18 protein-coding genes are annotated in these 20,809 nt (G+C 44.2%); 7 read left to right on the forward strand and 11 right to left on the reverse strand.

Annotated elements, in window-relative coordinates:
• The first annotated feature begins 55 nt into the window (after positions 1-55).
• Positions 56-2,182 (forward strand): MASE1 domain-containing protein, encoded by a 2,127-nt coding sequence (locus EHO57_RS06840; protein ID WP_246050571.1) that lies wholly within the window; start codon positions 56-58, stop codon positions 2,180-2,182.
• A 45-nt stretch (positions 2,183-2,227) separates the two neighbouring features.
• Positions 2,228-2,854 carry a TetR/AcrR family transcriptional regulator gene (locus tag EHO57_RS06845; RefSeq protein ID WP_135644152.1) on the forward strand — a complete coding sequence of 209 codons (627 nt, stop codon included), beginning with the start codon at positions 2,228-2,230 and terminating at the stop codon, positions 2,852-2,854.
• Between the two features lie 18 nt (positions 2,855-2,872).
• On the opposite strand, the gene EHO57_RS06850 is transcribed toward EHO57_RS06845, so the two are convergent.
• The gene (locus EHO57_RS06850) at positions 2,873-3,802 is read right to left on the reverse strand and encodes an alpha/beta fold hydrolase (RefSeq protein ID WP_135644156.1); all 930 of its coding nucleotides are present in this window, start codon (positions 3,800-3,802) and stop codon (positions 2,873-2,875) included.
• 218 nt (positions 3,803-4,020) lie between these two features.
• Between EHO57_RS06850 and EHO57_RS06855 the strand changes: the two genes are divergently transcribed.
• Complete coding sequence (locus EHO57_RS06855; protein ID WP_135644159.1) at positions 4,021-4,911, forward strand: hypothetical protein; 891 nt, start codon at positions 4,021-4,023, stop codon at positions 4,909-4,911.
• A gap of 131 nt (positions 4,912-5,042) precedes the next feature.
• Here EHO57_RS06855 and EHO57_RS06860 read toward each other — a convergent pair whose 3' ends face one another.
• Both EHO57_RS06860 and prfA read right to left on the reverse strand, forming a co-directional pair.
• Positions 5,043-6,542 (reverse strand): aminotransferase class I/II-fold pyridoxal phosphate-dependent enzyme, encoded by a 1,500-nt coding sequence (locus EHO57_RS06860; RefSeq protein ID WP_135644161.1) that lies wholly within the window; start codon positions 6,540-6,542, stop codon positions 5,043-5,045.
• A 77-nt stretch (positions 6,543-6,619) separates the two neighbouring features.
• Positions 6,620-7,684 carry a peptide chain release factor 1 gene (gene prfA, locus EHO57_RS06865; RefSeq protein ID WP_135644163.1) on the reverse strand — a complete coding sequence of 355 codons (1,065 nt, stop codon included), beginning with the start codon at positions 7,682-7,684 and terminating at the stop codon, positions 6,620-6,622.
• A gap of 40 nt (positions 7,685-7,724) precedes the next feature.
• Here prfA and EHO57_RS06870 point away from each other — a divergent pair, with 40 nt between their 5' ends.
• Both EHO57_RS06870 and EHO57_RS06875 read left to right on the forward strand, forming a co-directional pair.
• Positions 7,725-8,348, forward strand: a complete 624-nt coding sequence (locus EHO57_RS06870; protein ID WP_135644165.1) for a hypothetical protein — start codon at positions 7,725-7,727, stop codon at positions 8,346-8,348.
• A gap of 23 nt (positions 8,349-8,371) precedes the next feature.
• Positions 8,372-9,472, forward strand: a complete 1,101-nt coding sequence (locus tag EHO57_RS06875; RefSeq protein WP_135644168.1) for a hypothetical protein — start codon at positions 8,372-8,374, stop codon at positions 9,470-9,472.
• A gap of 7 nt (positions 9,473-9,479) precedes the next feature.
• Here the strand turns inward: EHO57_RS06875 and EHO57_RS06880 are convergent, their stop codons facing one another.
• The 6 genes from EHO57_RS06880 to EHO57_RS06905 form a co-directional block, all read right to left on the reverse strand.
• Positions 9,480-10,529, reverse strand: coding sequence for a hypothetical protein (locus tag EHO57_RS06880; RefSeq protein ID WP_135644171.1), 1,050 nt, complete (start codon positions 10,527-10,529; stop codon positions 9,480-9,482).
• On the reverse strand, positions 10,526-10,993 hold the full coding sequence (locus EHO57_RS06885) for an NUDIX hydrolase (RefSeq protein ID WP_135644174.1): 468 nt from the start codon (positions 10,991-10,993) through the stop codon (positions 10,526-10,528). The genes EHO57_RS06880 and EHO57_RS06885 overlap by 4 nt, the downstream gene beginning before the upstream one ends.
• 34 nt (positions 10,994-11,027) lie before the next feature.
• Entirely contained in the window at positions 11,028-12,599 is a 1,572-nt protein-coding gene (locus EHO57_RS18925; RefSeq protein ID WP_425460774.1) for an MDR/zinc-dependent alcohol dehydrogenase-like family protein, read from the reverse strand.
• Positions 12,600-12,668: 69 nt separating this feature from the next.
• Positions 12,669-13,331, reverse strand: a complete 663-nt coding sequence (locus EHO57_RS06895) for a rhomboid family intramembrane serine protease (RefSeq protein ID WP_135644177.1) — start codon at positions 13,329-13,331, stop codon at positions 12,669-12,671.
• Entirely contained in the window at positions 13,328-14,017 is a 690-nt protein-coding gene (locus EHO57_RS06900; protein ID WP_135644180.1) for a TetR/AcrR family transcriptional regulator, read from the reverse strand. Before EHO57_RS06900 ends, EHO57_RS06895 begins: the two co-directional genes overlap by 4 nt.
• Before the next feature lie 66 nt (positions 14,018-14,083).
• Positions 14,084-14,980, reverse strand: a complete 897-nt coding sequence (locus EHO57_RS06905) for a fructosamine kinase family protein (RefSeq protein WP_135645409.1) — start codon at positions 14,978-14,980, stop codon at positions 14,084-14,086.
• Positions 14,981-15,047: 67 nt separating this feature from the next.
• Here EHO57_RS06905 and EHO57_RS06910 point away from each other — a divergent pair, with 67 nt between their 5' ends.
• The gene (locus EHO57_RS06910) at positions 15,048-16,031 is read left to right on the forward strand and encodes a glycosyl hydrolase family 18 protein (RefSeq protein ID WP_246050574.1); all 984 of its coding nucleotides are present in this window, start codon (positions 15,048-15,050) and stop codon (positions 16,029-16,031) included.
• 4 nt (positions 16,032-16,035) lie between these two features.
• Here the strand turns inward: EHO57_RS06910 and EHO57_RS06915 are convergent, their stop codons facing one another.
• Positions 16,036-16,767 (reverse strand): hypothetical protein, encoded by a 732-nt coding sequence (locus EHO57_RS06915; protein WP_135644183.1) that lies wholly within the window; start codon positions 16,765-16,767, stop codon positions 16,036-16,038.
• 231 nt (positions 16,768-16,998) lie between these two features.
• Here EHO57_RS06915 and purT point away from each other — a divergent pair, with 231 nt between their 5' ends.
• Positions 16,999-18,162, forward strand: coding sequence for a formate-dependent phosphoribosylglycinamide formyltransferase (gene purT / locus EHO57_RS06920; protein ID WP_135644186.1), 1,164 nt, complete (start codon positions 16,999-17,001; stop codon positions 18,160-18,162).
• A 17-nt stretch (positions 18,163-18,179) separates the two neighbouring features.
• Here the strand turns inward: purT and EHO57_RS06925 are convergent, their stop codons facing one another.
• Positions 18,180-20,600, reverse strand: a complete 2,421-nt coding sequence (locus EHO57_RS06925) for a 1-acyl-sn-glycerol-3-phosphate acyltransferase (protein ID WP_135644188.1) — start codon at positions 20,598-20,600, stop codon at positions 18,180-18,182.
• Positions 20,601-20,809: the final 209 nt, after the last annotated feature.

Consider the following 20,809-nt stretch of genomic DNA (forward strand, 5'->3'; position numbering starts at 1 on the left):
TTATTCTCACCTGCTTCCGAATCCTAAAAGCGAAATGAAAACGATTCGGGGATTAATGTTAGAACAGTCCAAAAGAATTTTAACGTCCGTAGCCAAGATTTGTCTAGTTGCTCTCGTGTATTTTCTACTCGGGAAACTGGGACATAGCCTGAGCGTGTTTTCAGACTATGCTTCTCCCATTTGGCCGGCGTCCGGTTGGAGCCTTGTCACTACTCTTCTTTGGGGAAGGATTTCCTTGCCCGGGATTTTTCTAGGCTCCCTGATTTATAATAGTCATATTAAATCCGAATTCTTGTCTCATCCGGAGGCTTGGAAATTTGTCTCAATCGCTGCGATCATCGCCCTGGGAAGCACTGTCCAAGCAGGATTAGGAGCATATCTCTATAGACGATTCATTCCGAGATTGGACTTAACTCAGAGCACATCTTCGGTGGTTCGATTCCTTTGGATAGAGACCCTGGTTTGCATGATCGCTCCAACTATTGCCAATGCCGGTTTGTTCCTAGCCGGTGTTGTGGATGCTCATTCCATTCTACCCACTTGGATCATTTGGTGGATGGGAGACTCTCTGGGAGTCTTTGTTTACTTTCCATTTTTCTTAAGTTGGCTCGGACCGAATATTACTCAATTCAGGGCTCACTCTTGGAAAGAGAGCCTAGGACTGGTTTCCTTTTTGCTTTTGCTTGGAGGAGGGATATTTTATTTCTTCCGGGTAAATGAGATCCCGGCCTACTTTCCATTGTCCTATCTACTCATTGTAGTCATCGCACTCGCTTCTCTCCGATTCGGCGGAAAGGAATCTTCTCTAGTAATGATCGTCGTTTCGATCTTGGCAATCGTAGGAACGATCAAGGGAAACGCCTATTTCTTCGTTCCTTCTAAGGAAGTCGCTTTACTCGCTCTCCAGAGTTTTCTATCCGCGGTCTCTATCGCATCTCTTCTTGTATTGGCAGTTGTCCAAGAAAGAGCGGTAGTTGAAGACGAGCTAGTTCAATCGCATCAGGATCTCGAGAAGTTAGTAGCGGAAAGAACCAAGGAGTTAGATCAATCCTATCATTTCTTGGGAACTAGCGAGGCCATTTACAAAGGGCTTTTCGAGAACGTCCCGATCGCGATCTTCGAATGCGATTATAGAGGTGTAAAAGAAAGATTAGAAAGTCTTCCTAAACTCACCAAATGGGAATTCAACCGATTCCTAAAGACGAACCAGGATTTCGTTTCCGAATGTTATGATTCGGTACGGGTCATAGATGCGAACCGTGAGTCCGTGAGATTATTCCAAGCAAAATCGAAAGAAGAAGTGCTTTCTCTTGCAGTGGAATTCTTTCGAAAAGAGAACCAAACTTCTTTTAGAAAATTACTGTTTAGGTTGAATTTCGGGACCAGGATCCTGCAGACAGAATCAGTACTGTATGATAGCGAAGGGAAACCTTTCGAAGCCGCAATCCGTTGGTCTCTTGCCCCTGAGTTCGAAGACACTTTCTCTTCCGTTATCATCACAGTCGTAGAGATCACTGAGAAAAAACAGGCAGAGAGACAGCTCAAGGCTTCCCTCAAGGAAAAAGAAGTGATGTTGAAGGAGATCCACCACAGAGTAAAAAATAATCTGCAGGTCATCTCTAGCTTATTCAGTCTCCAGTCCGAATACGAAAACGATCCCAAGATCCACGACGCATTCTCCGAAAGCCAGAACCGGATCCAAACTATGGCTTTGATCCATGATGAACTCTATCAATCAAACGATCTGGGAAATGTAGAATTCTCCGGATATTCCAAGAGACTTGCGGAGAAGATCCGAGCCGCTTACAAGATAGGAGGAGAAGTTCAACTGGAAATATACTCCGAGATCATTCATCTGGAGATCAGCCTTGCTATTCCTCTAGGATTGATCCTGAACGAATTACTTACCAACTGTCTTAAATACGCATTTCCGAAGGACTTCATTCCGGAAGGAGGAAGGCCCATTGTTCAAGTCCGCCTGAAGAAAAACGGGAATACCGTTAGCATGGAAGTCTCGGATAATGGGGTTGGGCTTTCCAGTGAATTGGATCAGATCTCCACCCCTTCTTTCGGTCTTACTTTGGTCCAAGTACTTACCAAGCAATTGAAAGGGAAGCTGGACTTTTCCGGTTCCAAAGGAACAGGCACAAATTTCCAAATCCGTTTTGATCTTCCGGATTAGGAAAATTCCTTGCGTATCCTTCTCCAAATTGGAGGAAGGAAACCTATGAGAACAAAGGCTCCTAGTCCGATCGCAAACAGAGCGGAAGCCAGAAGAGAACAAATACTCGAAGCGGCTCTGGATGTCTTTTCAGAGAAAGGCTATCATGATGCCGGCATCGCAGACATTGCGAACAAACTGAATATAGGACATGGGACCTGTTATCGCTATTTCAAGAATAAGCTGGATATCCTACATGCCTTGGTTGATCGCATCCTAGTTGGACTACTCGAAGTAGTAAAAAAAGAAAGCCCCGAAAAATCCAGCACCCTAGAAGAATATAGAGCTCAGATCAAAAGCATAGGTATGGAATTATTCCAGCTATTCAGTAAGGATCCTCGCCAAGCAAAGATCGTTTTCTTCGAAGCGATGGCTTTGGACGAAACGGTAAAAAGAAAAGTGCAGTTGGGAATCGACAAGAGTGCCAGGCTAACAGAACTTTACTTAAAGAACGGAGTCAAAAAAGGTTTTCTTAGAAAGGAATTAGATACGAGAACCGCTTCTCAAGCAGTAAACGCAATGATGTTTGAGGGAATTCGCATCAGCCTTTCTTCAAAGGGAGATTCTAAATTCGCGAAACGTTGGCTAGAAGAAATGCCCATCCTTATGTTAGAAGGAATGGGCAAACGATAACTCGGAACCGAACGGATCTTAATTCTCTAAGAACTTGACTAGATCCTTAGAAGTCTGTTCCGGAATTTCTTCCATGGGAATATGACCTGCTCCTTCATATGCAATGAACTTGGAGTTCGGTATATCCTTGGTCCAGTTTTGAGCATACTCCAGCTTTAACCAACGATCGTTCGTTCCCCACATGATCAGGGTCGGGGTCCTGACCTGTTTGATCGCCTCGGAAATCTTTGGATCTGTAAACTTTTCTCTAGCAAATCTAAAGAAATAATTATAGGCTTCTTTGTTTCCTTCCCTTCTTGAGAGATCCACATACTTATCCTTCGTTGCTTGGGTTACTTTAGAAGGATCTCCATATACTTCCATCACGCTATTCTCTACCAGAAAACTAGGAAGCATATGCCTAGCGACGGGGCTAACTACGGGATGACTTGCAAGACCGATGATAAAAGGCAAAGGTTGTGCATATCCGGCAGCGTCGATGAGAACCATCTTCTTCACTTTTTGAGGATACTTCAAAGAGTAGTTCCAAGAGATATATCCCCCCATAGAATTACCGACTAAATAAAAAGAATCCACTTTCAAGGATTCCAAGAAACGATTTACGATCTCTACGCCTTCCTCTAAATTCAATTTTTCTATATCTTTAGGCGGCCCGGTAAGTCCATGTCCCGGCAGATCTATCCGAATGACTCTATAATGAGATTTTAATGTTTCGGCCCAAGCATCCCAGGTATGCAAAGAAGCGCTCACCCCGTGAAGCAAAACGACTACTGGCCCCTTCCCTTCATCCCTATAATGAATGTTAAGATCGCCGATCGGCGCGAACTTAGATTCGGAGTTTGCATACTTCGCTTTCAATTCTTCAAAAGGATCCGAGCCCAAGCCCAGAAATCTGCAAGACTGAAAGAGAAAGATCCCCAACAAAAAAACATGTACTATTCTTTTCATATTTCTTACCTAACTAGTTTCTGTTCCCCTTTAATGGAACAGGAACATAGACATTTCCTCTCATTACGGTGTATAGAGAATTTTTGAAAAACCCAACTGAACACCGATCAATATATTTTTAACCACGATTTTCGCTTATCTATCGAACATTTTTCTATTGACAAAACTGAATGACATGTCATTCTTATATTCAACCCCTGGTGAGGAGATCAAATCCAATGGTACAAGTGGATGTTTTTTGGGCCTACGGCCTGGGAGCCGGTTACGCAATGGCCGCAGCTCGCCAAATCAAAAAATTGCAATCCGGAGAGAAGACGAAAGGTAGCCTTCCTTCCGTGACAAAAGAAGAAGGAAAAAATCCTTTTTGGAAGAATATATACTTCATTACCAATCTTCTCTATCTTTCCTTATTGTTCGCGCCTTCCGGTCTTTATCTGGTTTGGCAATTCACAAGTTGGGAAACCATGCATGCGGGAGATAAGGGAATGCCTGGATGGCTCGTCGCTCTCTTTGGACTAACGAATGTTTCCCAAGGTATATTAGGCTTTTGGGTTGTTTGGGCCTTGTTAAAGGCAGGTAAAAACTTCTTAGCTTATTTGCAGATCCCTCTCGGATATTTCGGTATGTTCTTCATTTTGGTTCATGGTTGGGACGGAACTGGTTACAAAAGATTCTTTTCCGAATCATTGGATCAATTCCAGAACGGTTGGACTTGGAACACGGCTGCCAACTGGTTACTTTCCGACGTAGCCATTACATTGTACGTAATGGGAGTGATCCTAGTCCCTGTGTTGATCTACACATTATTGAAGATCGAAAAGGAAGGTTGGGAATTGGGGGGAAGCGGAGAATTCACTGTCCGAAATTCTCCGTCGGCATTCTCTTCTACAATTGCTTTCTTAGCGACTGTGTTTGTGGGAGCACTGGGACTCGCTATTCTCTGCAGTGCGATCTTGCATCAACTCGGTTGGATCTTAGGAACTCTATTCTCGGTTGCGGGAATCTATCTATTAGGAATTTCTAAATTCGGGATCTTTCCACTTTTATATAGAGCGGTTCTACAAACGAAGGAAGAAGGAAAACTGCAGACGGCGCATTCTGCTGCCTAAAGCCAAACAACAAATGAAAGTTTTGATCCAATGAAAGGATCAGATCATAATTGGATATAAAGATAATTCTTTCGCTGTCGCTTGTACAGAACGATAAGAAAGTATTGAACGGTCCAAGACCAAGCCCTGGGTTAATCTCCTAGGGCTTTTTTGTACTCCTGGATTAAAAATTCAGGATTCTCGCGACCGATAGAAATCCGGATCAGACTTGGATCCAATCCTACTTCTCTTAAGAAACCTCTACCTGCCTCGGTGGAGACCAATTCATAATGAGCTAAATACATATAAAGCATGTTTAATGTGAATTCAGTTCCGAAACTTGGACCTTTGAGTAGGTTCAGAGAATCATAAAAAGACTCTAGAGGAACCGCAGGCTCTATCGTGATCACTCCGCAATGCAGATCCTTGTCTCTTGCGATCTTAGAAAAATTCCCGTGATTTTCCTCGGAGCCACTCCAATGAACCGCTTTGATTTTAGGATGTTTTGCAAAGAAGTCCGCAAGGATCGCAGCGTTTCTACCAATCTCTCTCACTCTTTCCGAGTAGCCTTGTAGCTCAAAGGCCATTCGCTCGACATCTCTGCGATACGGAGTCTCTAAATACTGAGGACATTCTTTCTTCAATCTTTCGAAATACGGAGAGTTAGGATTTAAGAAGAGTGCTCCCATCATTACGTCCGCATTCCCAGATGCGAATTTAGTCAAACTTTCTACGATAATATCTGCATATGGTGTCAGGTCTACTACTGCGGAACCTGCAACAGAAATATCCGCCACCAAAGGTATTTTATATTTTTCTAATAGTTTTTTCAGCTCAGGATAATCCGGGACCTGGATCAAAGGATTTGTAGGGGACTCCGTTAGGATGGCCGCAACCTTATCTCCTTCCTTCTCCAAGAATTCTTCGAGCTCCTTTAGGTCGTTTACTTCGTGAAAGATACGAGAGCCTCTGGAATATTTTTCTAGGATGCGGATATTGTCCACATATAGCCACCCCAGTCGGAGCCAGATATTCTTTCCTTCTTCTTCTCGGATTTGATCCAATACCTTGAAAGAAGCATACACAGCATTCATTCCGGAAGTAGCCAGATGAACGCTTAAGCCTTTGTTTGGATATAAGGAAGAAAGGGATTGTATGACCCGATCGTAAGGATCCTCTTGTACGGAATCTTCTTTGTAAATGGAATCGATGAGTCCTTTCTTAAATAGATAGTCCTCAGCCTTGCGAGAAGAAACAAGACAACCCGTATGTTGGATAAAAGATAATACCTTGGATTCCGCTTCCTTGTCTTGCGGAATAGTGAGAGTAATTATACCCTCATCTTCTAGGATAACGGCTCCTTCTATTTGAAAGAATGAAACGATATGATCCGCAGCTTTTCGAGAATTAAGAATGAACTGAGGCCCTTCCACTCCCTTGGACTCTCGATTGAAGTCCAAGATCCTTTCGATATACGCGTGAGCGACGAAGCGAGGGTATCCGGCTTTCAAACGAGAAAGTGTCTCCACTCTTTTTTCTTCGTAACCGATCACATCAGCTACTTCGGGGAGGCTCATGGAAACTGCGTGTATATTTGCGAAAGGGATCCTTTCTCCGCAAACCCTGCGATGCGGTTCTATCTCTTGAATCATACTACCAATACCATCGCAAAATTTAGGATCTAAACTTCAATCTTAATCGGTATGGTCTTAGAATTTCTAAGATCATTCTAAGACGCTTGGGCGCTTGCCAATCTTTTCACTCTGTCCTCTTCCGTTAAGGCGTTGATCAGATCGTCCAAGTCCCCTTCCATTATAGCCGAAAGATTATGACTAGTAAACCCGATACGATGATCTGTACATCTTCCTTGCGGGAAATTATAAGTGCGTATCCTTTCGGAACGATCTCCGCTTCCTACCATTTGTTTCTTCATAGCATCCGCGACAGCCTTCTTCTCTTCTGCCTGCTTCTCAAGGATCCTAGCGCTCAAGATACGCATAGCCTTAGCCTTGTTCTTATGCTGGGACTTCTCGTCCTGACAAGCGACTACAACTCCAGTCGGAATATGCGTAATACGGACCGCAGAGTCAGTCGTATTTACGTGCTGCCCTCCCGAACCGGAAGACCGATATACGTCTATCCTCAAATCGTTCTCATTGATATTGATCTCGGATTCTTCGGCTTCCGGCAAGACTGCAACCGTAACAGCACTGGTATGGATCCTTCCTCCGGACTCAGTCGCAGGGATCCTTTGGACCCTGTGAGTTCCCGCTTCGAATTTAAAGAGATCGTACGCTTTATCATTCTCGAGTGCGAAGATGATTTCCTTGAGTCCGCCAATCCCAGTCGGAGAAGACTCCACTATCTCGTGTCGGATGCCTTGCTTGTCGGCATATCTGGTGTACATTCGGAATAGATCGGAAACGAAAAGGCCAGCCTCTTCTCCGCCGGTCCCAGCACGGATCTCGATCAGTATGTTTTTGCCTGAATTCGGATCTGGGGGAAGAAGAAGGATCTCCAATTCTTTCTCTAAAGAATCGATCCGGTCGACGGCAGCGTTCTTCTCTTCTTCGTACATGGAACGCATGTCTCCGTCTTTTTCTGTCTTCAGAAGTTCTTCTGCGTCCTTCTTGTCTTGGAGTAATTTTTTATATTCGGTGATCTTGTCGAATAAGGGCGTAAGTCGGGAACGTTCCTTATAAAGGCGCTTTAAATCATCCGGATTGGATGCCGTCGTGAGTTCGTCGGATATTTTAAGGTATTTTTGTTGTATTTTTTCTAGTCTGTCTAACATAGAAACAGTATCCCATTGCCTTGGTACCCTACTCCTCTACATGGAAAACTACAATTCGATTCTTTCCGCAGTTTCCGATCAGATACTGAACCTACTGTCTGGTCTCAATTCTTACCGCAGTCCTTACGCCAAGACCATTGGTTCCCCTTCTCATTTTGTTGAGGAACTAACGCAAAAGGCATCTCTCCAAACCGGAGCCGCAAGTGCAGTGCTTGCTCTTCCCCCAGGAAAGTTGGGAGCCTTAACTTTGGCTCCAGAAGCTGTACTAGTCTTACGGATCCAAGGCAAACTGATAAAGGATATTGCCGCTCTTTACGGAAAAGAACACCAAGTGAATCCGGAGCTTCTTGCCTATTGCTTGTTCCAAGACAAGACTTCCTTCTTTGGTAATTTCCTAAAAGATCTAGGTGCCCGAGTTTTGATCCGTCCTGTTACCTGGACTATCTTGGAAGAAGCTACCTTCCAGATCGCGAAAGGATTCTTCCGTGGTAGAAAATTGCAAAGACCAAAGAAAAGATTTTGGCTTCCGTTATTCGGTTCTCTGCTATCCGGAGGTTATTCCTTCTTTGAGACTAGACAGATAGCAACGAGAGCCCAGAAATTATTCTCTAAAGATATTATTAGCGTCCCTTCCGACGAGCCTTGGGCTGAGGAAACTGCCTGAACCGATCCTATAAATTACAAACCATTCTTCGTATCTTCGCTTCTATTCTTTTCTTCCTTCTGATCCTTTCTTGCAAAAGCAAGCAAGAGAGCCTGATCGAAGAGATCAACGAATTAGTAGAAGACCAAAACTACGAGAAGGCTTCTTCTCAACTCAAAGACTATCTAGTTAAACCAAAATCGGACGATGAGATCCTTTCCTTAGAAAAGCCGGAGACCACCAGGATCGTAGAGCTTTCGTACGATAGAAAGAGATTGGTCTATCTCGAAGACAGCAAGTTGACATGGAAAGACTTGGTAGAAGGAAATAAGGAAACTAAGAGCTTGGACGAAGTGCCTGCCTCTATTTCCGTTTCTTCCAACGCAAACTTTGCTTTAGCGGAATATCCGATGGCAAACGGCTGCAGGTTATTCGCGATCTCTCTTAAGAATAACGACCTTCATTATGAAGCAGGGGCTCAGATCTCTTGTAGGAATAGAGGAGGAATTGCGGACGACGGTTCCAAGATCTACTACTTCGTAGACAACCAATTGTATGAGGAAAAAACAGTAGAGCCTCGCACTCCTAAAATGATCCTTCCCAAGGAGAAGATTGCGCCTCCGTTCCCAAATCTAAAGGCTCGCTTCTTTTTGTATCCGATCGGAAAGGACTTCTTACTCTTCTCAGGAAATGCAGGATCTTATTATCTATATTACGTGCAACCCGACAAGAAGACCTCGGAGAAAATAGACCAAGAGATCATCAGTCCTCTTCTGTATTATGGGACCGGAGACGCTGCGTATTATCTTGGCGGTTCGATCGGAAGACTTCATTTGCGAAGGCTTCAATTCGGAAAAGGAAAACCTTCCGTGAACAAATTGTTTACAGTGAGTAGAAAAGAGATCAATCCTTGGAAACTACCCGCTAAGAATGAGTTCGTTTCTAATTATTCAGGCAAGGTCCATCTTTGGGGACCTTCTCGCAAGAGCCAAGTTCTCCCTTTGCTATGCGAAAGGATCTGGGTTGTGGATCAGAACAAGATCCTATGCGAGAATGAAACGAAAGAATTTTATATCACGGGCCTGGACTTTCCAGAAGAAGACTGGACCATCCTGAAACTCTACGAAGAGTCCAGAGATAAGTAACTTCCTATTAGAAGAAGATATTGATGAGAAGATTTCCCTTTTGTCCTTCTAAGGGCTCGGGAGACCCGTATCTGGTTTTAGCAAAGCTCTTTCCAGGAAATTCGTAATCCCAAGTCTTTCCGGAAAATTGCACCTGGCCGCTGGACTCGAAACTAGAATTCTTGATCCATTCTCTGAACTTTCCTTCGTCTTCGACTGAACCAAGACCGATCCATTTACTGATATAGGTTTTCTTTACCATCTCATCCAAGGCGGGAGATTTTAGATCTTCGGTAAATACGACCCCGATTCTTCCGAAAGAAAGATTGGCTACCCAGACATTCGGAAGGATCTCATTCGGATTCGCTTGTGATCTTTTTTCTAGTTCAGAATCCCTGGATCTGTTCCTAAGTAAGGAACCTTCCGCAAACTTTCCTTCCGAGTCGAAAATATAAGCTCGTTCTTCCCAAGTACCACCAGGTCGGATCGTAAGTTTTCCTTCTTTCATTTCAGGAGAAGGAAGACAAATAGAACCTGCAAGGATCTGCACTCCGTAGATCTTGGAAAGAGTACTGAAAATTCTTTGGTAACTTTCCTTGGATGCCTCCGCGATCTGAAAGGTAGAGGTATCCTCTCCCAGAGAGAAAGAAGCGAGGTTCTTAGGTAATATCCTTTGGAAGAAAACAGCCATGTTCCAAGCAGATTGCTCCTTCTCCGCATCTAAGATCTCTTTGCGGGAGTCTATTAAGAAAAAGTAATTTCCTATTTCGGGAGGATACGCCACGATCGTTGTCTTTTGCAGCCATCCTTTTTCTTTTGCAAGAAGAAGAGGTTCTTCTAACCAGGCTCTGAGCCTGTCTTCTCTGGTAAAATATTCCGGCTTAAATTCTAATTGGACGATGAGTAAATTTCCGGATCTTCTGTCCCAACCCAGAGTTACTGTTTTTGTTTCTTTCTTAGAAACACGATTCTGGAACTCTTCGTCGCTCAAATTCGTAGCGGATAGAACCCAACCTATAAATAGGAATATAGGAAGTAATAGCAATGAGACGATTGCGTTTCTAGCAAATGGGCTCATAGCAGCCATCCTTTTGCTTCTAATTTCCCGTCGGGGATCAGAGGAGCGTATTCTTTTTGATAGAGCTTGAATGCGTCCAACATGTATTCGAAGAATAAACCGGTTGGATCGAAGGAAATTGCATCCACCCAATCCAAATAATCGTGTTCGTCCGAGATTTGGATCTCTCCCGATAAAAATTCTCCATGATATGCGATGATGACACAGGGATGATTTCCTTCGCTGACCCTATGCTTATGGACCATGATCGGTTTAGGATGGATCTTGATCTGGCAAGAATCTCCCATCTCTTCCTGTAATTCTCTGGAAAGACTGACAAGCCAATCTCCATAGAATTCGTCCTCGTTCATTCTGCCTCCGGGCAGATCGCCGAAACCGGACTTTTTATCTCTGAGGATAAGAAGATCTTTTCCCTTTCTCAAAAAAACTTTCTGCGTAATTTGAAAGAACCCGTGTTTGCTCAAAATTCTCGGCTCCGAAAAGTAACTAAATACTCGGTCAGGAGGCTCTATGCCTGACAATCACTTTTATATTCTCCGATTTTCTCGCGGCAAGATAGGCCTCTGGGATGGATTGAGAGTCATATTCCCCGCTGATCAATGCGTCCGAAACAGTTTCCAAGAAGCCAGGTTCCGATTCCAATAGTTCTCTCGTTCTGTGAAAATCACCGCAACGACTCGAGCTCAAGATCCCGCCTGTAAGGATCCAAGCCAGAAAAGGATTTGGATCCTTCTTTCCATTTTGAGAGATGAGGATAGAACCTCTGGGTCGAACCAAAGATCTTTCTTCTCCTGCTTTTGGGCGAAGGATAGGATCCAATTCGGAACTGGAACCTGCGATCGCAAAATCAAAATGGGGCAAGGTTCCCTGAAATTCCGGGCCTTGTAAAAAGGCCTCCGCCTCTTCTATACTTCCAACGAAGAATCGATGATTGCCTTTCGCTTTTAATTGATCGATCCAAATCTGTTCTTCTTCAGTAAGTTCAACTTGAGAAGATTGATAGATCCAGATCGGAGAAGTCTCCTGGATCCCCCAGATCAAATCCGAAAGATCAGGCCGAAGATAGGAAATGGATATCTCATCCACAACCATTTCCGTAAGATGAGAAATTCCCAGAGAAGTCTGACCGTTCGTTGTCTTTCTATGGATCTCTTTAGAGGTAAGAAACATAGCAGTCTCTAGTCCGGAAGGAGAGCCTGTGGTATCGAATACAAGATCGAAGGCATTTTTACAATCGGACCATTCGATCGGTTTAGATCCTTCTTCAGATCGATTCAATTCTTTCCCGATACGATCCTTCCCGGATGTATCGAATGATTTTCCAGTAAGGGCTTCTTCGGATTGATTTGACCCACTTTCGGATCGATCGATTGCGTTTCCATTGGGATCAAACTTCTTTTCGATCCCGGCTTCTTCCTTGCCTAAATTAGGAAAATAGAATACTTTATCCGCACCTACTGCAAAGGAAAGATCCTTTAGATCCTCATGTCTCAGGATGGAAACGATCTCGTAATTCAAATGATTCCTTTTTCGATACAGATCCAAGGCCGCAATCAAAAGAGAACCAAGACGTCTCGGCCCTAAGACGGCGATCTTTCGCGGCAATTCTTTTCCCTTTCTATTCAACGCGACTTCTACCCCATGCAAAGAAGCCGCAAAGGGTTCTAGTAAAACTGCTTCCTTGTCCTTGAGGGTTCCCGTTTCTATAAGAGTTCCCACAGGAGCTAAAATATAAGGCCCAAATCCGCCAGGAAGTCGATCGATCCCCAATACCATTCTAGTAGGACTATGCGTGGGAATTCCTACCCTGCAAAAAGGATCCTTTTCTTCGCCCCTTGCCTCGACTGTATCATTTATTTCTAATACGTATTTCTTTTTTGTAGAAGGATCCGAAACCAAGACCTCATGCCCGATCACCTGGGGCAAAGCGAACGGAAGAAATCTCCTGTCCAGATCGGTGGAACAGATCCCGCAGAGTTCCGTTTTGACGAGTCTATACCCTTTTCCGAGTTCTAAATAAGGAAGAGCATTTCGTTGGATCTTCCAGCCGGTTTCTTCCGAGCCTTCCATTTCGTACACGGATCTGCTAAAGGAGTCATCCGAGTTATAATCGAAGGCTGTAAAACTCACAAACTGCAATTATCTAGCTCCGACAAAGAATCCCAGTATAAGCAATAGGATCACGAATACGACATTCAATACAAAGCCGGTATGTAACTCCCTTTTGATCTTATTATTCATGAAATAAGCCGCAAAGACTACGGAGAGGAATCCTCCCAAGTGTGCCCAATGCGCCACTTGGTCTTTCGAGAACAAATTCGTGATATCGGAATACACCATCAGCCAGGCTACTGCAAACACAGGAAACGGATAGTTTCTCTTCTTTACTCGAATGGAGAAGGGAGAAAGAAGCGCCGCTACTGCAGCAAGACCGGAAACCGCACCGGAAGCTCCGATCGCCGGTTGGTGCTCTCCTAAGATAATTCCACGAACGAAAGAATCCAATCCTCCCGAAACGATAGCTCCCATGAAGAAGAATAGAAGCCATTTGGTTCTTCCGACTTTATATTCCACGATCCTTCCTAAAAAGAAAAGGAAGATCATATTCCAAAACAAGTGCATGAAGTCCGCATGCAGGAAAGCCATTCCGACCCATTTCCAAGGATAGAATTCCCCGGGACGACTGATAAAGAATGCATTCAGGATCTCTTCGGGAACCAGAAAATACAGAACGAATTGAGAAATAGAAATCAGCCCGACAAAGAATGCGGTTAGAGGAAATTCGAATAGATACGCCCTCACTTCTCCCCTCTCTGAATATAATAATTCAAGTACGACTTCAACATGGTCTTCAATTCCTGGAGGATTCCATCTGCCAACGCTTGGTCTTGGCTTTCCCTCAACCAACGACTCAAAACAGAATCAGTCACCTCGACCATGATCCGGGACATCACAGTCATCTCTTCTTTTTTTTTCATCCAAGGAATAACACCAAAGAATAAATCGCTTACGAAATTTGCGATAGCCCTGTTATTCTCGCGATCTATACTAACCAGTTGAGGATCCAAATTCTTATTCGACCAAATAGGGATAAAGCCAGGTTCGGTCTTATAGAATCGAGCAAAAGCATCGATGAGTTGGTCCACTAAGGATTCCCAGTTCGACATATCGGGCTTGCTATCGATAAAGTCCATGACCATATCGTTCACCCGAGCCAAATGCCTTTCGCCCGCAGCGCTGATGATAGCATGTTTGTTCGGAAAATATTGGTATAGGGAACCGATCGGTATCCCCGCCTTCTGAGCGATCAAATTAGTAGTGATCGCTTCTGTTCCCACTTCATCCAAGAGACCAGTAACAATATCTAAAATGTATTGTACTCTTTCGATCGCCCTCTTTTGAGAAGGGGACTTTCTCAGATTCATTTTTTCAGGCTTGTCCTGGGATGAAGAAGCGCGGGTGCTTTTCTGTTTTTTAGCTTTGGGCAAAGAGGTATCCCCGGACTCGGATTGATTCTTACTAAAGAACAGTTCCCGAAGATTCCTTCAAGAAAACTATTTCATACCGTAATAGCGAAGTATATGCCTGAGGCTGGTTAGATAGGAAGCGCCGAATAAATTGATATGCACTAATACAGGATACAATTGCCAGAATTGGATCCTGTCCTTTAAATTACCCGGATCCTCCATGCCGCAGGTGGCAAGTATCTCTTGCATTTCCTCCAGGTTCAGAGGGCTTCCGAATAACTGCAGCATCGCCAGGTCTTGTTCCGGATGAGAATAAGAAACGGAAGGATCGATCAAGTATGCATGTCCGTTCTTTGCCTGGAGAACGTTACCGGACCATAGATCCCCATGTACCATTCTTGGTTGGACACGATCCAATCCCCATTCTTCCGAGAACTTCTGAAAAATAGTTTGGATGGAACCAAGATCCTTGTCGGTTAATAATTTGCGAGTTTGGGCCAATTCGATCTGGGGCTTTAATCTTCTTTGCCAATAGAATTCGGAGAAGGTAGAAAACCACCCGTTCGCTTGCGGAAGGGATCCGATGAAATTATCCCTTTTCCAACCCCAGGATCCGAATTCGGTTCTATACAGATTTTTTAAGCTAGCAATTAGATCCTGTCTGAATCCGGCAGAAGAGCCTGTATCGATAAACTCCATCGCAAGAAGGGAGGTCTTTTCCAGATGCACTGTCCCGAGACATTCGGGGACCCTTACCCCAAGTCTGCACAATTGCTCCAGACCTTCTGCTTCTGCCTCCGCCATTTCTTTTTTGGGAATGATCTTGATCGCAAGACGAGAACCATCCGGTAGTTTGGCAAGGTATAGCTCGAACAGGCTGGCAGAATGAAAACTGATCTCAGCCTTCTTATTAGAGGATAGAATACCGAGCCGGTCTAATCCGTCTCGGATCAAGTCCTCCATGCCTGTATTCGTGATTGCCATCATTCGCATCCTTCCCAATTCTTCGACCCGGGATCTCCTATAAAAATCGGTGTCCGACTCTTCAGGATTGAAGAAAAATCAACAATCGGTTTCCTTATTATTACAGGACGAAGAAATGAATATCATTCCTATGCTTAGAATCTGTTTTACGATCCTGGCGCTGGCATCTCTATGTCCCTTATCCGCCCAAGAAAGCGGAGTATGGAAATATGCTCTAGGCAAGGACCTGAGCTTTAAGTCTTCCAAGTTCTGGGAGAAGGAATTCCAACCCGGGACGACTCTCTGTTTTACCGGAACAAGTATAAGTCCGGATTCCAAAGTAATACATCATCCCCCGCCTTCGGAGCTTCTGTTACATGGGAACAAAAAAGGAGTCCGCTGGTTCCCCTTAATTACCTTCTCCTCTCCCAAGACAGGAGAGAATATTCTGTCTTCTCCCACTCACAGAAGGGAACTGATCCATAACCTAGAAAAGTTCTTAGACCAATACCCGTATTACCAAGGGATCCATTTGGATTTCGAAGGAATGTCTACGAGTGTTGGTCCTCAATATAAGGATTTCTTAGTTCTCCTATATCCTAGAATGCAGAAGAAGAAAAAGGTCCTTTCACTCGCACTGTTTCCTCAGGAGAATTTTATACCTGAACTGGCTCAGTTCCACTCCTTTGTCTATCGGCAAAATCTCGCGGACGAAGTGGTGCTTATGGCCTACGATTATCACTCCCCTAAGACGAAACCTGGACCTGTAACCGATTACTCTTGGATGCAGAAGAATATGACCCTTCTTCTCAAGACATATAAGCCGGAACAGGTTTGGTTAGGGATCCCTTTATACGGTTATTTTTGGGAGAAGGGTACGGAGGCCCCTAAGGTCCTAACCTATTACAAGGACGGAAAATTCGCTTTGGACCATGGAAAGGAAAAGCAAGGCATCTATTTGATCCAAACTAAAACAGGAGAAGGTAGTCTAATCATCGATACCTCTCTTTGGTCAGAATATGCAAAAAACGTAAAATTAAGAGGATTGGCCTTTTGGAGAATCGGATTCTAGTAGATCATCTCATTCCGTAAACGATTCGAACCTGATGACTTTTGCCGTTCTCATCATTAATATTGCTCGTGCCCTTGTACTCCATGATCCTTTTGGATCCCATATCGTACACAAGATCGATTGGTTTTACGAAAACAGAAAGAAATGCGCTGTCTATCCTCAATCTAAGGAACAAGGAAGACTTTCCATTAAATTCCCCTTCCTTGGTCTTTTCTACAGTAAAGCGGAACTTATCTCTCTCTACAGGAACAAGAAAGTAAAGGCTCAGCTTCTTACCGGAACGCAATTCCTCCCAATGATCTTCTACAAAATAATCGAAGCCTCCATCCAAAGCAGAGGGACCATTATTCTCCAGGACCTTTTCCTGTAGAGGGTCACTGGTTTTGCGACGAGCATATAATTTCACAGAGTTCCCACCTAGGAAACTTCCTCCTTCCAAATACCCATCCCTATCATCATCTAATTGAAAGTCTGGAATATTCCTATTCTTAGCAAAGCTGATCCTCTTCTTGGCGAAGATCCTTCCTTCCGGATCCTTATATGTAACCAGAGAATGTGTGTGCTTTCCGTTCTCCCAATATTCCTCGTGATAATCTCTATAAAGTAGTTTGCCGGTTTCTAGATCGTATGCAGTGCCGATAAATCGTATTTGTTTCGCTCCAGTCCCCTGCAAATAATTAGGATAGGCACTTAGAAGAATCGTAAAAAGGGAAATAAATAGAATCTTTCGAAACATAGAGGAAGTTACTCGTTCTTGCGCGTATTTTCGGATCCGCGATCCTAAATTCTTATTTAGACTGCTTTTGTAAGAGAGTTCAATTTCCAGGCCCTAATAATTTCTCCCCGTTCTCCTGAAATTCTTTTGTTCGAGTTTGCGAGCGATCTTTCTAAACGGCGGAGTGCAAATCGGGCCTTCTATTTTTTCCTTCCCTTCCTTATTCGTATTTAGAAATTCTCCCAAGAACCTATGAAAAAGAAAATCCTTCTACTCGGCTCGGGAGAGCTAGGCAAAGAATTCGTGATCGCGGCCCAAAGATTGGGGCAATATGTGATCGCCGTCGACAGTTACGATGGAGCACCGGCTATGCAAGTAGCCCATGAAAGAGAAGTCATAGATATGCTGGACGGAAATGCCCTAGACCAAGTGGTCGCAAGGCATAAGCCCGACCTGATCGTTCCAGAGATCGAAGCAATTCGCACGGAACGATTTTACGAATATGAAAAGCAAGGATACCAAGTGGTTCCAAGCGCTAAAGCGGCTAACTTCACCATGAATCGAAAATCGATCCGGGACCTGGCCGCCAAAACTTTGGGATTAAAGACCGCAAAGTACGAATACGCATCCACTTTGGATGAATTAAAGAAGGCAATCGAGACTATAGGGATCCCTTGCGTAATCAAACCTTTGATGTCTTCTTCCGGAAAGGGTCAGTCTGTGATCAAGACTACTGAAGACATAGAACCGGCTTGGATCGCATCGCAAACCAAAGGAAGAACGGGCGCGTCCGAGATCATTGTAGAAGAATTTATCCAATTTGAATCCGAGATCACTCTTTTGACTGTGACTCAGAAAACCGGCCGCACCCTATTCTGTCCTCCCATCGGTCATAGACAAGAGAGAGGGGATTACCAAGAGAGTTGGCAACCTACCGAGATCTCCGACTCCCAACTGAAAGAAGCGCAAGAAATGGCGGATAAGGTGACCCGAGAACTAAGCGGTTCCGGGATCTGGGGAGTAGAATTCTTCTTAGCAAAAGACGCAGTCTATTTCTCAGAACTTTCTCCTCGTCCTCATGATACCGGAATGGTTACTTTGGCGGGCACTCAAAACTTCAACGAGTTCGAATTGCATTTGAGAGCCGTGCTAGGACTTCCGATTCCCGAGATCGTTCTGGTCCGAAAAGGAGCGAGTGCGGTAATACTTGCGGAGACAGAAGGGAATATCCCGAATTTCCAAGGTATAGACAAGGCGTGCGAAATGCCCGAATCGGATCTACGGATCTTCGGTAAACCGATCACTAAGAAGTACAGAAGGATGGGAGTCGCACTTACGTATACGAACAAGGACGAATCCATTTCTATGCTCCGCAAGAGAGCGACGCTGATCGCGTCTAAAGTAAAAGTAGATTAGTGAGAAGGTGTCGGATCTCAGGTTGGATCCGGCACCATATTCGCATAATACTGCAATAGCTCATTGTCCAGAGCCTTGATACTGTTTCCTTCTCTTTGGATAAACTTTCTGGCCAGTAATACTTTGATCCCTCGATTCAGTATCTCGGCAGTATCCTTAGTCAGATAATTTCCCTTTCTGGTCAAAAGCCTTTCCGAGATCATCTTTTCCAGGTCGGCGAGATTGATCTCTCCTCCTGCTTCCAATAGAAGTTTTGCGACTAACTGGTTCGGCAATATCCTATGGTGTGCCTGCCATTCTCTAGAGATCTCCATAGAAATGGAAAGAGTAGGATCATCTTCATGAATATAGCGAGATACCGGGATCGGTTCGCAGAGATCCATATACACTTCCGTTCTCTTAAAAAGAAAATCCTTATAGGAAAGATGAACATCCTTGCCCGCAAACTCCACATCTTCCGGAACGTTTTCGTAGGAAAGAACGATAGGTACGACTAACACTTCGCTTCCGGTATGCTTGAACGCATCTACGGATGTGGAAAGAATTCCTGTCTTGATCGGGATAATCCCGCCTGTTCTCGAGCGAGTCCCTTCCGGATAAACCAAGGTAGGAATTCCTGCTTCTAACATCATCGTGGAATATTGGGTCAAGCATTCCAAATAAAGAAGGTTCCGATTCCTTTTTCGGTCCACCATGTACGCACCGAGAGATTTTAGAACACGAGCGAGTCCCGGAGTTGCCATCACTTTCTTGTCGGCCGCATATCTGGGGACCGGAAGACCCAACCAGCGCAAACCGAATGCGACTTCTATCGAATCCAAATGAGATCTATGGGTCGGAGTATAAAGAATATCATAACGGGAAGCGAGCGCCTTGATCTCCTTGATCTGTCCTCCTATTTTCGGAAGGCCGCTCCCAGGTTTGAATCCTCCGATCGCAAAACGAGCTGGAGCTACTAAATGGATCAAGGACTCTCGGAAGAAGGGACTATATTCGTCCGCAATCTCCGAAACATAGAACTCCACAAGTTTTTCCAAGTTTCTGGTATGATTCTTTTCGTAAGTCTCCTCCGCCTCTTCCCAAAGTTTTATTTCCTTCGGAAGAAGTAAAAGATCCGTGCCTGCTTCTGTCTCTACTGCTTCCGAATATCTTTTCTCTAAAGACTTGATCTGCAGGCTCGCTTGCTTCAGGATCCTATCTGCCATTCCAGGTTGGGAATGCACATGACGAAGTACTCTTCTTCTCAGAGCTTGCTGGAATTCTTTTCCGGAGGCAAGAGTCAATCCGAAGCGCTTGCGAGCTGTACGGGAAATATTTCGGATATCGTCGCTTGTGGATTTGGAGACGAATCGGATCATTTCCGTAGGAGATACCTTGCGAGTTAAAACCTCGAAGAGAGTCGTATAAAAAGGAAGCTCCACCTTCTTCTCTTCTGCAAGATCCAAAATAGTGGAAAGAGAATAGGCCCCTTCTACATGACTCTCACTCTGGCTCATTTCTTTTTGGATGAATTCTTTAGGATTGAAAAATAATTCTATCCTCTCCAATAGATTTGGAGAGTCCTCGCCCGAGATCAGCTTTCGGATGAATCTTTGGCCGTAAGCCCTATTCCTACTGGATCTAGAAGTAGCAGTGGTGATCAAGTCCGCCAATCCGAATTCCATAGCAGGCTTTGTAGGGAGTTCCAGTGCGTTCAATAGATCGAGTATTTCAGAAAATCCTAAACTGATCAGTTCTCCCTCGAAATTGGAGCCGCATTCCGGGATCCCACTTAGGATCCCGCAAGCGATAGCGATCGGATTCTTCATGACCCCGACCAATTCCAAGGCGCGAATATCTTCAAAAGTCTTAATATGATTTCTTGGGCCCGAGAAAAGCCCTTCTATGACTTCTGATCCTCGCTCTCCACTGGAAGCTATAGAGAAAAAGCTATGCTTTCCCTTTGCCATTTCCGAAAGAAGGTTCGGACCGGCAACTGCGACGTATTCCAGATCCAGTTTGTCTTTTATTTCACGTACTTTTAAAACATAATCGGAGAATGTGATCGCATTCGTTTTCTTTCTGGTAGAAGAGGATACAAGCCCCTTAGTAAAAACTACAATTGTGTGTTCACCATTCTGAGAAAGAACAGAAGAGATCCTATCGATTACGTTCTCCGTTTGTCTGGAAGGAACCGCAATAATAATGATCCAAGATCCTTCGGATAAGAATTCAAAATCACTGACGATCCGGATATTATCGGCAAGAGGAACATGATCGTCCAGGAACTCGGCGCTCCTGTCCTTCTGCATTCTATCCGCATTTTTCTTATCGAAGTACCAAAGATAAAGATTCTCTGCCTTTTCCGAAAGGGATACCGAAAGATGGACTCCCATAGGACCGCCGCCGAAAATTGCGACGTTCTTATAACGGGATGGAGCTTCTTCCAAATCAATCATCAACTCATTCCAATTTAATGTTTATTTTTCCGGATACTTTCCCAATGGATTAAAGGAAGAAAACCAATAAAATTCACATGCTTTTTGCGATTGCCTTTCCCGTTTAAACCGAAAGCGTAGCGGTAACGCCTCGTATTAAGAAGTGCAATTGTCTTTCCATTGCGATGAATGAAACATTGAACTCAATTTTTCAAAGAAATTCCAGTTTT

This window comes from Leptospira langatensis, assembly GCF_004770615.1.
Taxonomy (GTDB): domain Bacteria; phylum Spirochaetota; class Leptospiria; order Leptospirales; family Leptospiraceae; genus Leptospira_B; species Leptospira_B langatensis.

Excerpts from the sequence above, each read along its gene's own strand:
- purT (WP_135644186.1), top strand. The coding sequence starts at position 16,999 with ATGAAAAAGAAAATCCTTCTACTCGGCTCGGGAGAGCTAGGCAAAGAA.
- EHO57_RS06915 (WP_135644183.1), bottom strand. The coding sequence starts at position 16,767 with ATGTTTCGAAAGATTCTATTTATTTCCCTTTTTACGATTCTTCTAAGT.
- EHO57_RS18925 (WP_425460774.1), bottom strand. The coding sequence starts at position 12,599 with ATGGAAGGCTCGGAAGAAACCGGCTGGAAGATCCAACGAAATGCTCTT.
- EHO57_RS06840 (WP_246050571.1), top strand. The coding sequence starts at position 56 with ATGTTAGAACAGTCCAAAAGAATTTTAACGTCCGTAGCCAAGATTTGT.
- prfA (WP_135644163.1), bottom strand. The coding sequence starts at position 7,684 with ATGTTAGACAGACTAGAAAAAATACAACAAAAATACCTTAAAATATCC.
- EHO57_RS06850 (WP_135644156.1), bottom strand. The coding sequence starts at position 3,802 with ATGAAAAGAATAGTACATGTTTTTTTGTTGGGGATCTTTCTCTTTCAG.
- EHO57_RS06870 (WP_135644165.1), top strand. The coding sequence starts at position 7,725 with ATGGAAAACTACAATTCGATTCTTTCCGCAGTTTCCGATCAGATACTG.
- EHO57_RS06860 (WP_135644161.1), bottom strand. The coding sequence starts at position 6,542 with ATGATTCAAGAGATAGAACCGCATCGCAGGGTTTGCGGAGAAAGGATC.
- EHO57_RS06925 (WP_135644188.1), bottom strand. The coding sequence starts at position 20,600 with ATGATTGATTTGGAAGAAGCTCCATCCCGTTATAAGAACGTCGCAATT.
- EHO57_RS06845 (WP_135644152.1), top strand. The coding sequence starts at position 2,228 with ATGAGAACAAAGGCTCCTAGTCCGATCGCAAACAGAGCGGAAGCCAGA.
- EHO57_RS06880 (WP_135644171.1), bottom strand. The coding sequence starts at position 10,529 with ATGAGCCCATTTGCTAGAAACGCAATCGTCTCATTGCTATTACTTCCT.
- EHO57_RS06905 (WP_135645409.1), bottom strand. The coding sequence starts at position 14,980 with ATGGCAATCACGAATACAGGCATGGAGGACTTGATCCGAGACGGATTA.
- EHO57_RS06855 (WP_135644159.1), top strand. The coding sequence starts at position 4,021 with ATGGTACAAGTGGATGTTTTTTGGGCCTACGGCCTGGGAGCCGGTTAC.